The organism is Paracoccus denitrificans (assembly GCF_900100045.1).
GTDB lineage: Bacteria > Pseudomonadota > Alphaproteobacteria > Rhodobacterales > Rhodobacteraceae > Paracoccus > Paracoccus denitrificans.
In genome coordinates this window covers 41,355-54,453 of record NZ_FNEA01000027.1, presented here as the reverse complement: position 1 = coordinate 54,453, position 13,099 = coordinate 41,355, and the positions used below count along the sequence as shown (strand labels likewise).

Below are 13,099 nucleotides of genomic sequence, written 5' to 3'. Positions count from 1 at the left end.
CGGCAAGTATTCCAACCCGGAATTCGACAGGCTGATGGATCAGTCCAAGACCTCGGAAGACCCGAACGCGCAATATACCGCGGCCGAGAAGATCCTGGCCGAGGACATGCCGCTGGTCCCGGTCTATCAATATTCCAAGGTCGACATGATCCGCGACGACATCAAGGGCCTGCCGACCGAGAACGTGATGAACGACTGGTATGCCAAGGACATCTACCGCATCCAGAAATAAGCCTCGGGGGCGGCCCGTGCGCCGCCCTTCCGATCCTGTCCGGCACCTGCCCCTGGGAACCTGCGCATGTTCGGCTTCATGCTGCGGCGGCTTGCGGTCGCCATTCCGACGCTGCTTTTGCTGATCGTCGTCTCGTTCCTGCTGATGCATGCCGCGCCCGGCGGCCCCTTCACGCAGGAACGCGCCCTGCCGCCGCAGGTGCTGGCCAACCTGAACGCGAAATACGGGCTGGACGAGCCGCTGTGGCGGCAGATCGCGGGCTATGTCTGGGGGATCGTGGCGCATTTCGATTTCGGCCCCAGCTTCGTCTATCCCGACCGTTCGGTGAACCAGATCATCGCCGCCGGCTTTCCGGTGACGCTGACCTATGGCGGCGTCGCCTTCGTCGTCGCGGTGGCGGTCGGCGTGGCCCTGGGCGTGGCGGCGGCGATCCGGCAGAACAGCTGGATGGACTACCTCGCCGTCGGCATCTCGATCGGCGCGCAGGTGCTGCCGAACTTCGTCATGGCGCCGATCCTGGTGCTGGTCTTCACGCTGTGGCTCGGCTGGCTGCCGGGCGGCGGCTGGGGCGGGCCGATCTACTGGATCATGCCGGTGGTGGCGCTGTCCACCAGCTTCATGGCCTCGATCGCGCGCATCACACGGTCCTCGATGCTGGAGGTGCTGGGCTCGAACCATATCCGCACCGCCCGCGCCAAGGGCCTGCCCGAGCGCGCGGTGATCCTGCGCCATGCGCTCAAGCCCGCCATGCTGCCGGTCATCAGCTATCTCGGCCCGGCCTTCGTCACCATGATCACCGGCTCGGTGGTGATCGACATGTATTTCTCGACCGGCGGCATCGGCCGCAGCTTCGTCGATTCGGCGCTGAACCGCGACTATGCGGTGATGATGGGGATCACCATCCTCGTCGGTGCGCTGACCATCCTTTTCAGCCTCGTGGTCGATGTGCTCTACGCCTGGATCGACCCGAAGATCCGGTATTGAGCCATGATCGACGCCCGTCAGATGCAATCGCTGGCCGCGCGCCTGGCCCAGCCCGAGGTCAAGGGCCGCAGCCCCTGGGCCGACGCCCGCCGCCGCTTTCGCCGCAACAAGGCCGCCATGGTCAGCCTGGTGGTGCTGATCCTGGTCGGGCTGTTCGCGCTGCTGGGCAGCCAGCTTGCCGCATGGTCGAACGAAGAAATGGATTTCTCGATCATGGGCCAGGCCGCGCTGCTGGGCGCCCCAAGCTGGGAGAACGGGCATTACTTCGGCACCGACGACCTGGGCCGCGACCTGTTCTCGCGCACCGTGCAGGGCACGCAGGTCAGCCTAATGGTCGGGCTGATCGGCGCCGGCATCGCGGTCGTGGTCGGCACGCTTTACGGCGCGACGGCCGGCTATGTCGGCGGACGCACCGATGCGGTGATGATGCGCATGGTCGACGTGCTGATGTCGATCCCCTACATGTTCGTGCTGATCCTGCTGCTGGTCATCTTCGGCCGCTCGATGTCGATGCTGTTCCTGGGCATCGGCCTGATTTCCTGGCTCGACATGTCCCGCATCGTGCGCGGCCAGACCCTGAGCCTGAAGAACCGCGAATTCATCGAGGCCGCCCGCGCCACCGGCGTGCCGGCATGGCGGATCATCCTGCGCCATATCGTGCCGAACCTGATGGGGGTGGTCGCGGTCTATGCGACGCTGCTGGTGCCGCTGATGATCCTGTCGGAAAGCTTCATCAGCTTTCTCGGCCTCGGCTTGCAGGAACCGCTGACCTCATGGGGCGCGCTGATCTCCGAGGGCGCGGGGACGATGAACTACGGCACCTTGTGGCAACTGGCCTTTCCGCTGTTCTTCTTCTGCATCACGCTGTTTGCCTTCTTCTTCGTCGGCGACGGCCTGCGCGATGCGCTGGACCCCAAGGATCGCTGACATGGCCCTGCTGGAAATCCGCGACCTGAACGTGCGCTTCGCCACCACCGACGGCGAGGTCTCGGCCGTGAACGGCATCGACCTGGACGTGGAACGCGGCCAGACGCTGGGCATCGTCGGCGAGTCGGGCTCGGGCAAGTCGCAGCTTGCCTTTGCCGTCATGGGCCTGCTGGCCAGGAACGGCCGCGCCGCGGGCTCGGTCCGCTTCGACGGGGCCGAGATCCTGAACGCGACCCCGAAGGTGCTGAACAGGATCCGCGCCCGCCGCATCGCCATGGTGTTCCAGGACCCGATGACCAGCCTGAACTCCTATATGCGCGTCTCGGACCAGATGGCCGAGGTCTTGATGCTGCACAAGGGCATGGGCAAGCGCGAAGCGGTGGCCGAGGCCGCGCGCATGCTCGACGCCGTGAAGATCCCCGATGCGCGGGGCCGCATCCGGCTTTACCCGCACGAGTTTTCCGGCGGGATGCGCCAGCGGGTGATGATCGCCATGGCGCTGCTCTGCCGCCCCGAACTGCTGATCGCGGACGAGCCGACCACGGCGCTGGACGTGACCGTGCAGGCGCAGATCATGGAGCTGCTGGCCGATCTGCGCCGCGAATTCGGCATGGCGATGATCCTGATCACCCATGACCTGGGCGTGGTCGCGGGCGCTTGCGAACGGGTGATGGTCATGTATGGCGGCAGGGTGATGGAGCGCGCGCCGGTCGGGCCGGTCTTTGCCGATCCCGCGCATCCCTATACCCAGGGTCTGCTGGCGGCGATCCCGCGACTGGACCAGCAGGGCGAGCAGTTGGCCGCGATTCCCGGCAGCCCGCCCAACATGACCAACCCGCCCCCCGGCTGCCCCTTTGCGCCGCGCTGCGCCTATGTCATGCCGGTTTGCGAAACCATGCCGCCGTTCGACCCCTTTGCGCCGGGGCGCGAGCGCGCCTGTCATGCCGGCCTTGCCACGGTGCGCGCCGGCCATGCGCCGCAGCCCGACCTGCCCGAACCCGCCGCCGCCGATCTGGACGAGATGCCGGCAAGCGTCCTCCAGGAGGCCCGGCCATGACCGCCAAGCCGCTGATCCAGGCGCGCGACCTGCGCGTCAGCTTCCAGCTTCCCGCGCAAGGCGCGCTCCCTTGGGCCAGGCCGCGGCTGCTGCATGCCGTGGGCGGGGTGGATTTCACCCTGATGCCGGGCGAGACGCTGGGCATCGTCGGCGAATCCGGCTCGGGCAAATCGACCCTTGCCCGGGCGCTGATCGGCCTTGTCCCGGCGACGGGACAGGCGATCTGGCAGGACGGCACCGACCTGATCGGCCTTTCCGCGCGCAGGATGCTGAAATATCGCAGCCAGATCCAGATGGTGTTCCAGGACCCGCTGGCCAGCCTGAACCCGCGCATGACCGTCGGCCAGATCATCGCCGAGCCGCTGACCACCCATCACAAGGGCCTGGGCCGCGACGAGGTCAAGGTCCGGGTCAAGGACATGATGGACCGCGTCGGCCTGCTGCCGAACCAGATCAACCGCTATCCGCACGAGTTCAGCGGCGGCCAGTGCCAGCGCATCGGTATCGCCCGGGCGCTGATCGTCCAGCCCAAGCTGGTGATCTGCGACGAGCCGGTCTCGGCGCTGGACGTCTCGATCCAAGCGCAGGTCATCAACCTGCTGGACGAGTTGCAGCGCGATCTTGGCCTGGCGCTGATCTTCATCGCCCATGACCTGTCGGTGGTAAAGCATATCAGCGACCGGGTGCTGGTGATGTATCTTGGCCGGGTGATGGAACTGGCCGAATCGCAGGCGCTTTACGCCGAGCCGCGCCATCCCTATACGCAGGCGCTGCTTTCGGCCGTGCCGATCCCCGACCCCCAGCTTGAGCGCGACAAGCGGATGATCCCGCTGCGGGGCGAGCTGCCCTCGCCGATGAGCCCGCCCTCGGGTTGCGTCTTCCGCACCCGCTGTCCGCGCGCCGAGGCCCTTTGTGCCAGCGAAAGGCCGGCGCTAGGGAGCGGCGCGCATCTGACCGCCTGCCATTTCCCCGGCGCGCTGCGCCCCGAGGAACTGGCGATCAAAGCCTGACAGATTTCGTTGAAAACCCGCTTGCCGGCCGCGACATGGCCGGCGCAGCATGGCGCCATGAAGATCGACCCGATTCGCGAAACCACCGACGAGGCCCGCGCCCTCGCCCGGCAATTGCTGGAGGCAGCGCGCCATGCCAGCCTCGGCACGCTCGACCCCGAGACGGGCGTGCCCCTGGTAACCCGCATCGCACTGCAAACCGATGCGGACGGCGTGCCGCTTGCCCTGCTGGCGGGGCTTGCCGCCCATGCGCGCGCGCTGGCCGTCGACCCCCGCGCCGGGCTGCTGATCGCCGCCGAGGCCGCCAAGGGCGACGCCATGACCCATGCCCGCCTGTCGATCCTGGGCCGTGCCGTCCCGGCCGAGCCGGACGAGAACCGCCGCGCCCGCTGGCTGGAACGCGATCCCAAGGCCAAGGTCTATCTGGACCTGCCGGATTTCCGCTTCTGGCGGATCGAGCCGGTCTCGGGCCTGCTCAATGCCGGATTCGGCCAGGCGTTCAAGCTGACGGCGTCGGACATGCTGAAACCCCCGGCGGAGTGATCCGCCGAGGGCCGCAGGAAAGCCGGCAATCCTGCCTCAGTCCGGGTTGTCCATCCGCGCCCGGATGCTGACCGAGCCGCGCGCCGCCGTATTCCAGTTCACCGCGATCTGGCGCTGGTTCGCCACCAGCTGCGTCTGCACCCAGGGCATCTCGGAGATGCGGGCATTGGCGGCATTGGTGATGGCGCTGGTGGCGACCACGGATTCGACATTGCGCACCCAGCCGTTGAAAGGCAGCGCCTTGTCCACCGTGATCAGCCAGCGGTTCGAGGCCGTGGCCTGGCTGTGGGTGATATCGATCGGATTGGCGACAAAGATGTTCACACCGTTGAACATGTTGCCCTGGAACTGGATGTTGCGCATGCGCTGATAGTTCAGGTCGGCGAAAGTGGTGTCCACCCGGTCGATGCGGGTGATCTTGTTGAACAGCGACTTGAACACATTGCCCATCACCGCCAGGCCGTGCAGGAAATGCCCGTTGCCATAGGGCTTGACCACCAGCCAGTTGAAGCCCGGCGTCGTATTCGAGGCCAGGAAGGTGTTGCCGGTGATCGTCAGCCCACCGAAGGAATATTCCTCGCCGTCGAAATTCGGATGGGGATCGTGCTCGTTGGTCCATTCGATCGAGCAATTGTCGACATAGTTCCCGGTGACGGTCGCCTGCACATTGGTCTGGGTCAGCACCAGCCCGCCGAAGCGCACGCCGTTCTGGGCATTGTCGCCCTGGAACCAGTGGTTGCCCTCGATCATGTGGCCGCCGCCGTTCATCACCGCGAAATGCGCGAAGCGGATAAAGCGGCTGTGGCGGATCTTGCTGTCGTTGTTGTTGACGTTCAGCGCGACGGTCGTGCGGTTCTGCGCCAGATCGCCCATCTCGTTCGACAGGAACTCGCAGCGGTCCACCAGCATGCCCTGGCAGGCCGTGCCGATCGAGGTGATGCCGCGATCCCTGGGCCGGGTGAAATAGCAGTCGCGGAAACAGTTCATGTTGCCGGTCTTGGCCAGCATGACGCCGCTGGCATTGCCCTCCAGCAGGAACTCGACATCGTCGAAATTGAAGCGGCTCAGATGCTCCATGCCGGAGAAGTCGACGGCATAGCGATAACGGGTAAAGCTGTAGCTGCGCGTCCCCGCGCCCCCGTAAAGCGGCAGCGACAGCGTCAGCGTGCCGGCCGCCACGTTCTTGGCCATGACATAGACTTCGCGCCCGACGCCGTTGCCGGTCACGCGCGCGCCGACCTCGATATTGGCGATGTTGCCGACGGCGGAAAGCACCTGCGACTGCGCCGGGTTATAGGTCGCGGTCGAGGTCACCACCCGGCTGTCCCAGGCCGCGCCGGGCACGATGCTGATCTGGCCGTTGGCGATCACCCGGCGGTTGGCAAAGCTGGTCATGCCCGGCACCGCGTCGGCGATGGTGATCGGCTCGGACAGATGCACGTTGCGGCCGCACAGATCCAGCACCGAATGGTCGGTAAAGCCCAGAAGCGCCTGCAACGCGCGCTTCATCCCCTCGGTCTCGTCGCCGAAGGCGGCGGCATAGGTCGGAAAGTCGAAGCTGCGCGTCAGCGCCAGCCGCGCCGTGCGCGGCATGCTCAGCGTGCCGACGAAGCGCATGGGCGAGGACATGCTCAGGTCCGAACCGATGAAATAGCTGCCCTCGGGCACCAGCACCTGACGACCGGCAGCGGCCTGGTCGGCGGCGACGAAGGCGCCGCGGTCATTGGCCGTCCCGTCCCCGATGGCGCCGAAATCGCGCACGTCGACCCAATCCAGCATCCCCGGGACGAAGGCGGCGGTCACGTCCTCGATCACGATGCTCTCGATGCGGATCGAGCCGTTGTTGTCGCCGGTCAGGTCCAGGCCGAAATGGCCGAAGGTCGCATTGCGCCCCCAGGGCATATCCACGCCCTCGCGCCGGCCGGTGCCGACGATGGCCGCCACCTCGACCACCTGGCCGTAGCCTGGCAGCGTGACCGAAGGCCCGGTCTGCGGCACGCCCGCCACGTTGTTGCCGGCGGCATTGCCGGCGAAGGCGGCGATGCGCACCTGCGGCAGGTTGCCCGCGATGGCCTTGACCCTGGCCGAGATGCGCAGATAGCTGCCCGGATTGATCGGCGTGCGCTGCATGTAGCGGACCTGCGTCACCGCCTCCTGCTTGAGGATCTCGAGGCAGCTTCCGAAATCCTCGTCCGCCGGCACGATCGCCGCGTTCGCCGCCCCCGCCCAGGTCGGAGACCCTGCCCGGCCATCGGTCCGGGACCATTGATTCAGGCCCAGTCGAAAGGCGCGCGGCATCAACGACTGGTTGCCGATAATCGCAATGGTCATGCCAATTCTCCCTCATCCAGAACTTGCGGGGCTGATGCCCGCGCGGTCCGGTAGGAAACTGGCAATGTCGCGTTAACCGGCCGTTAACCATGCGCGCGCGACAACGCGGCCGCGCGCAACATGGCATTTCCGGTGCCGGATCAGGCGGTCGTCTCGGCCGCCAGTTCGCCGGCCAGCGCGCGTTCGATCAGCGCGCGGGTCTCGTCCACGCCGTAAAGCGCGATGAAACCGCCAAAGCGCGGCCCCTGATCGGCACCCAGCAGCACCTGGTAAAGCGCCTGGAACCAGTCCTTCATCGGCTCGAACCCGTGTTCGCGGCCGATGGCAAAGACCATGGTCTGCAGCGCCTCGGCATCGGCGGGCTGGGCCCATGCCGCCAGCCGCCCGGCCAGGTCCTCCAGCGCCCGGCGCTCGATTTCCGTGGGCGCGCGGAAGCTGCGCGTCGGGGCCACGAAATCGTTGAAATAGCGCACGGCGAATTCGGCGGCCTGGTCCAGCGTCGGGTTCGTCTCGGGGCTGGCCTCGGGCGCATAGCGGCGGATGAAGCCCCAAAGCCCGGTCTTGTCCTTGGCCCCCGCGACCGAGGCGAGGTTCAGGAGCATCTGGAACGGCACCACCATGTCCGAGGCCGGAACCTCGCCGCCATGGATGTGCCAGACCGGGTTGGCCAACTGCTGCTCGACCGTCTGGTCGGGATAGGCGCGCAGCTGCTGGTGATATTCGTCCACCGCCTTGGGGATGACGTCGAAATACATCCGCTTCGCCGTCTTGGGCTTCTGGAACATGAAATAGGACAGGCTCTCGGTCGCGGCATAGGTCAGCCATTCGTCGATCGAAAGCCCGTTGCCCTTGGACTTGCTGATCTTCTGGCCGTGCTGGTCCAGGAACAGCTCATAGGTGAAATGCTCGGGCGCCCGCCCGCCCAGGATCCTGCAAATGCCGTCATAGATCGGGGTGTTGGTGGAGTGATCCTTGCCATACATCTCGAAATCCACGTCCAGCGCCGCCCAACGGGCACCGAAATCCGGCTTCCATTGCAGCTTGACCTGGCCGCCGGTGACCGGCAGCGTCAGTTCCTCGCCGTCCTCGTCGTCGAAGGTGATGGTGCCGGCCTTGGCATCGACATGCTTGATCGGCACGTAAAGCACCTTGCCGGTCTTGGGGCTGATCGGCAGGAAGCAGGAATAGGTCTGCTGGCGCTCCTCGCGCAGCGAGGCCAGCATCACCTCCATGATGGCGTCGTATTTCTCGGCCGCCTTCAGCAGCGTCTCGTCGAATTGGCCGGACTTGTAGAACTCGGTCGCGCTGATGAATTCGTATTCGAACCCGAAGGTGTCCAGGAACCGGCGCAGCATGGCGTTGTTATGCGCGCCGAAGCTGCCATATTCGCCGAACGGATCGGGCACCGTGGTCAGCGGCTCTTGCAGGTGTTGGCGCAGCATCTCTTGCTGCGGCACGTTGTCGGGCACCTTGCGCATGCCGTCCATGTCGTCGGAAAAGCAGAACAGCCGCGTCGGGATGTCCGAGATGATCTGGAAGGCGCGGCGGATCATCGTCGTGCGCGCCACCTCGCCGAAGGTGCCGATATGCGGCAGGCCCGAGGGGCCGTAGCCGGTCTCGAACAGCACATAGCCCTTTTCTGGGTCCTTCTTCTCATAGCGTTTCAGCACGCGGCGGGCCTCCTCGAAAGGCCAGGCCTTGGATTTCATCGCGGCATCACGCAGGGCGGTCATCGGGAGTTCTCCATTTCTCGGAACTTTCCCCGTATTGAAACGCGGCGGTTTGGTCAATAATTACGCCCTCGAACCGATGGAGAGAAATACCATGCCCGACAGCCTGCCCTCGTTCTCGCCCTGCGACGCGCTGGTCGCGGTGATGGTGGCGGTCTCGGCCTCGGACCAGAACCCGCGCACCGCCGAACTGCTCGCCATCGAGCGCGCGGTGAACCATACCCCGGTCTTTGCCGATTACGACATCGACCGCATCCGCGCCGTGTCGCAGACCGTAGTCACGCTGTTCGAGGAAGAGGACGGGCTGGACGCGTTGTTCGGCCTGGTCCGCGATGCGCTGCCCCAAAAGCTGTTCGACACCGCCTATGTGCTGGCCTGCGACGTCGCGGCATCCGACGGCCGGCTGGGCGAGATCGAGGCCGAGATGCTGGCCGAGATCCGCGACCAGCTCGAGATCGCGCGCCTGCACGCCGCCGCCATCGAGCTTGCCGCCCGCGCCCGCCACCGCGTGCTCTAGACCGCCTGCCTTAAAGCGTCGCCCCCTGCACCGAGGCGACGGGGGCCTGCCCGGCGAATTCGCCCAGCCAGCCCTCGATCAGCGCCTGCTGCAACGCCTTGGAACGCTTGGTCCAGCCGGCGACGCCCTCGGGCAGCTCCTGGCCCTCGCTTGCGGCACGGCGATCCTCGTCGGCGGTCAGGATGGCAAAGCCCAGTTCCCGGCCGTCGGGGGCCTGTGCATAACCCGCCAGGTTCGAGACGAAGTTCAGCGTCCCGGTCTTGGCCTCGATGCGGATGTCGCTGTCCTTGCGCTTGCCGCGCGCGTCCCGCAGCGGGATCAGCTTCATCAGCCCGCGCAGATCGCGCGTCCGGCCCGGCCCGGCCACCAGCGCGGCCAGCATGCCCGCGTTGACGCGGTTCAGGGGCGACAGGCCGGAATGGTCGTGAAAGGCGAAGTCGCCGCCGATCCCCTGCCCGCGCAGCCAATCCGCCATGGCCGCGGCCGAGGCCCCCACGTCGCCCGCGCGGCTGGCGGCAAGGCCGATCACCTCGGCGGTCAGGTTGGTCGAATATTCCATCATGTCCCGCACGATCCGGCGCAGGTCCGGGCTTTCGTGGCGCGCGATCTCGGCCCCTTCGGGCAGGATCTCGATCACCTCGGGATTGGGCAGCGCCAGACCGCGCGCGCGGCAAAGCGTCTGGAACACGTCGCCGGCGTAAAGCTCGGGGCGGCGGACGGGCAGCCAGCGGCTGCCGGACTTGCCCAGGCTGCTGCGCGCGATGGTCCAGCTTTCCAACTTGCCCGCCTCATAGGTGAACAGCGGCAGCCCGCGGTCCACCGCCGCGATGGCGGTCGTATAGGCCCGGGGCGAAAGCTTGCGGCCCCGCGCCTGCAACGAAAGCTGATAGCCCTTGTCGCCGCGCCGCCAGTCCAGATGCACGCGGTTGAAGTTCAGGATCATCCCCGAGATCGAGGGGTTGTAGGGCAGATGCTCGTCCTGCGCCGGGTCCAGCCGGCCGATACGCGGCAGCGCCCCGCCCCAGACGGCGAATGCGGTCGGTGCCGGGCGGCCGGCGGCCTGTTCATCCGCGACGGCCGCGGCGGCGAGTTCGTCCAGCGCATCGGTGTCCAGCACCGGATCGCCCCCACCCGCCAGGATCAGCGTATTGCCGGCCCGGATGACGCGGGTGGCAAAACGGTGCCTCTCGCCCAGCCGGTCCAGCGCGTAAAGCGCCGTCACGGCCTTCAGCGTGCTTGCCGGCGCCATGGAAGGCTCGGGCTGGCGCTCGGCCAGCACCTGCCCCGAGGCCGGGTCGATCACCGCATAGGCCACCGCTCCGCCAAGGCCCGCGGCAGCGATCAGCGCCTCGGGGTCGAAGCCCGTGGGCCGCACCGCCGGCCTTTGCTGCGCCGGCGCCATGCGCGGCGCCAGGGCCAGAAGCCCCAGCCCCGCCATGAAGCCGCGCCGCGTCCATCCGTTCATCAGCGTCCTTTCGGCCCCAGCACGCGGATCGCGGTGGAGCTCAGCTTGTTCAGCGGCAGGTTTATCATCACCCAGGCCGGCGGCCTAGCGCGGGCGAGTTCACGGGCTCGCGACTCGGGCAGGCGCGCGCGCCACAGCAGCCGCGCCGCGCGCGAGAACCGCGCCGGCATCCGCCAGCCGGGCCGGGCGATCACGCCGATCGGCACCCGCGCCGCGATGTCTTGCCAGCGATCCCAGCGGTCGAACTGCACCAGGTTGTCGGCCCCCATCAGCCAGACGAAGCGCACGCCGGGATAAAGCCGTTGCAGTGCGGCGATGGTGTCGCGGGTCATGCGCGTGCCCAGCCGCGCCTCGATGCCGGTGATCTCGACCCTTGGGTCGCGCATGATGCGCCGCGCGCGCGCGATGCGTTCGTCCAGCGGCGCCGGGCCATGCGGCTTCAGCGGATTGCCGGGACTGACCAGCCACCAGATCCGGTCCAGGCCGAAACGGCGCAGCGCCTCGTCGGTGATATGCACATGGCCTTCATGCGCGGGATCGAAGGAACCGCCCAGCAGCCCGACGGTCATGCCGGGCGGCGCAAAGGGAAAGCCTGCGCGCATCGGCTAGAACAGGCCCTGCACATGGCCGTCCGCATCAACCCCGATGCGCAGCGCCGAAGGCTCGCGCGGCAGGCCGGGCATGGTCATGATGTCGCCGCAGATCGCCACCACGAATCCCGCCCCGGCGGCCAGCCGCACCTCGCGCACCGGGATGGTAAAGCCCTCGGGCGCGCCAAGCGCCGCCGGGTTGGCGGAAAAGGAATATTGCGTCTTGGCCATGCAGACCGGCAGGTGGCCATGCCCGGCCGCCTGCCATTCCTCCAGCCGCTCGACGATATGGGGCAGGAACTCGACCTGGCCGGCGCCATAGATGCGGTGGCAGATGGTCTCGATCTTTTCGGCCAGCGGCATCTCGTCGGGATAGAGAGGCGTGAAATCCGCGCCACCCTCGGCCAGCGCGACCACGGCGCGGGCCAGATCCTCGGCGCCCTTGCCGCCCTCGGCCCAATGCCGGCACAGCACCGCCTGCACGCCCCGCTCGCGGCAATAATCGGCAAGCGCGGCGATCTCGGCCTCGGTATCGCCCGAGAAATGGTTGATCGCCACCACCACCGGCAGGCCGAAGCGGCGCAGGTTCTGGATATGGCGGCCCAGATTGGCGCAGCCCGCCCGCAGCGCCGCGACATTCTCGGCCCCCAGGTCGGTGCGGGCGACGCCGCCGTTCATCTTGAGCGCCCGCACCGTGGCCACCAGCACGGCGGCGGCGGGTTGCAGGCCAGCGAGCCGGCACTTGATGTTGAGGAACTTCTCGGCCCCCAGATCGGCGCCGAAGCCGGCCTCGGTCACCACGTAATCCGACAACGCCAGGGCGGTGCGCGTCGCCATGACCGAATTGCAGCCATGCGCGATATTGGCAAAGGGCCCGCCATGGACCAGCGCCGGGTTGTTTTCCAGCGTCTGCACCAGATTCGGCTGCAAGGCGTCGCGTAGCAGCACGGTCATCGCGCCCTCGGCGCCCAGGTCATGCGCGGTCACCGGCCTGCGGTCGAAGGTCTGGCCGATGACGATGCGACCCAGCCGCGCCTGCAGATCGGCGAGATCCGAGGCAAGGCACAGGATCGCCATCACCTCGGAGGCGACGGTGATGTCAAAGCCGCATTCGCGCGGCACGCCGTTGGCCGGCCCGCCAAGCGCCACAACCACCTGACGCAGCACCCGGTCGTTCATGTCCATGACCCGCCGCCAGGTCACCCGCCGCGGGTCGATGCGCAGCGCGTTGCCCCAATGGATATGGTTGTCGATCATCGCCGCCAGCAGGTTGTGCGCGCTGGTGACGGCATGGAAATCGCCGGTGAAATGCAGGTTCATGTCTTCCATCGGCACGATCTGCGCATGACCGCCGCCCGCGGCCCCGCCCTTCATGCCGAAATTCGGCCCCAGCGAGGCCTCGCGGATGCAGACCGTGGCCCGCTTGCCGATCCGGTTCAGCGCGTCGCCCAGGCCGACGGTGGTCGTGGTCTTGCCCTCGCCCGCAGGGGTCGGGTTGATCGCCGTGACCAGGATCAGCCGGCCCTGCGGCCGCCCGGCCAGCGCGGCGATGGCCTCATGCGCGATCTTGGCCTTGTCGTGGCCATAGGGCAGGAAATCGGCCTCGGCCAGGCCCAGCCGTCCGGCGATCTGCGCGATGGGCAGCTTCTGCGCCTCGCGGGCGATCTGGATATCCGATTTCATGATCCCTCCTCGGCTTTGCAGCGGACAGTT

General features: G+C 67.3%; 11 protein-coding genes and 1 pseudogene. 7 read left to right on the top strand and 5 right to left on the bottom strand.

Features of this window, described 5'->3' with window-relative positions; all coding sequences use genetic code 11:
* The 6 genes and pseudogenes from BLT64_RS20095 to BLT64_RS20070 form a co-directional block, all read left to right on the top strand.
* Window positions 1-232: pseudogene (locus BLT64_RS20095) on the top strand (oligopeptide ABC transporter substrate-binding protein OppA); the annotation flags it as partial.
* 66 nt (window positions 233-298) lie between these two features.
* On the top strand, window positions 299-1,216 hold the full coding sequence (gene oppB / locus BLT64_RS20090) for an oligopeptide ABC transporter permease OppB (protein ID WP_011747650.1): 918 nt from the start codon (window positions 299-301) through the stop codon (window positions 1,214-1,216).
* 3 nt (window positions 1,217-1,219) lie between these two features.
* Window positions 1,220-2,143, top strand: a complete 924-nt coding sequence (locus tag BLT64_RS20085; protein WP_011747649.1) for an ABC transporter permease subunit — start codon at window positions 1,220-1,222, stop codon at window positions 2,141-2,143.
* Window position 2,144: 1 nt separating this feature from the next.
* Window positions 2,145-3,200 carry an oligopeptide/dipeptide ABC transporter ATP-binding protein gene (locus BLT64_RS20080; protein WP_011747648.1) on the top strand — a complete coding sequence of 352 codons (1,056 nt, stop codon included), beginning with the start codon at window positions 2,145-2,147 and terminating at the stop codon, window positions 3,198-3,200.
* Window positions 3,197-4,210 carry an oligopeptide/dipeptide ABC transporter ATP-binding protein gene (locus tag BLT64_RS20075; protein WP_011747647.1) on the top strand — a complete coding sequence of 338 codons (1,014 nt, stop codon included), beginning with the start codon at window positions 3,197-3,199 and terminating at the stop codon, window positions 4,208-4,210. The genes BLT64_RS20080 and BLT64_RS20075 overlap by 4 nt, the downstream gene beginning before the upstream one ends.
* Window positions 4,211-4,267: 57 nt before the next feature.
* Window positions 4,268-4,753 (top strand): pyridoxamine 5'-phosphate oxidase family protein, encoded by a 486-nt coding sequence (locus BLT64_RS20070; protein WP_011747646.1) that lies wholly within the window; start codon window positions 4,268-4,270, stop codon window positions 4,751-4,753.
* 36 nt (window positions 4,754-4,789) lie between these two features.
* On the opposite strand, the gene BLT64_RS20065 is transcribed toward BLT64_RS20070, so the two are convergent.
* Complete coding sequence (locus BLT64_RS20065) at window positions 4,790-7,084, bottom strand: hypothetical protein (protein ID WP_074810555.1); 2,295 nt, start codon at window positions 7,082-7,084, stop codon at window positions 4,790-4,792.
* 140 nt (window positions 7,085-7,224) lie between these two features.
* A complete protein-coding gene (locus BLT64_RS20060; protein ID WP_011747644.1) occupies window positions 7,225-8,817 on the bottom strand; it encodes a lysine--tRNA ligase in 1,593 nt (530 codons plus the stop codon).
* Between the two features lie 91 nt (window positions 8,818-8,908).
* Between BLT64_RS20060 and BLT64_RS20055 the strand changes: the two genes are divergently transcribed.
* Window positions 8,909-9,331, top strand: a complete 423-nt coding sequence (locus tag BLT64_RS20055) for a tellurite resistance TerB family protein (RefSeq protein WP_011747643.1) — start codon at window positions 8,909-8,911, stop codon at window positions 9,329-9,331.
* Between the two features lie 10 nt (window positions 9,332-9,341).
* Here the strand turns inward: BLT64_RS20055 and BLT64_RS20050 are convergent, their stop codons facing one another.
* From BLT64_RS20050 to BLT64_RS20040, 3 genes are read right to left on the bottom strand one after another with little or no spacing between them, the layout of a single operon-like run.
* Complete coding sequence (locus tag BLT64_RS20050) at window positions 9,342-10,796, bottom strand: D-alanyl-D-alanine carboxypeptidase (RefSeq protein ID WP_011747642.1); 1,455 nt, start codon at window positions 10,794-10,796, stop codon at window positions 9,342-9,344.
* Entirely contained in the window at window positions 10,796-11,398 is a 603-nt protein-coding gene (locus BLT64_RS20045) for a nicotinate-nucleotide adenylyltransferase (protein WP_011747641.1), read from the bottom strand. The genes BLT64_RS20050 and BLT64_RS20045 overlap by 1 nt, the downstream gene beginning before the upstream one ends.
* 3 nt (window positions 11,399-11,401) lie before the next feature.
* Complete coding sequence (locus BLT64_RS20040) at window positions 11,402-13,069, bottom strand: formate--tetrahydrofolate ligase (RefSeq protein ID WP_011747640.1); 1,668 nt, start codon at window positions 13,067-13,069, stop codon at window positions 11,402-11,404.
* Window positions 13,070-13,099 lie beyond the last annotated feature (30 nt).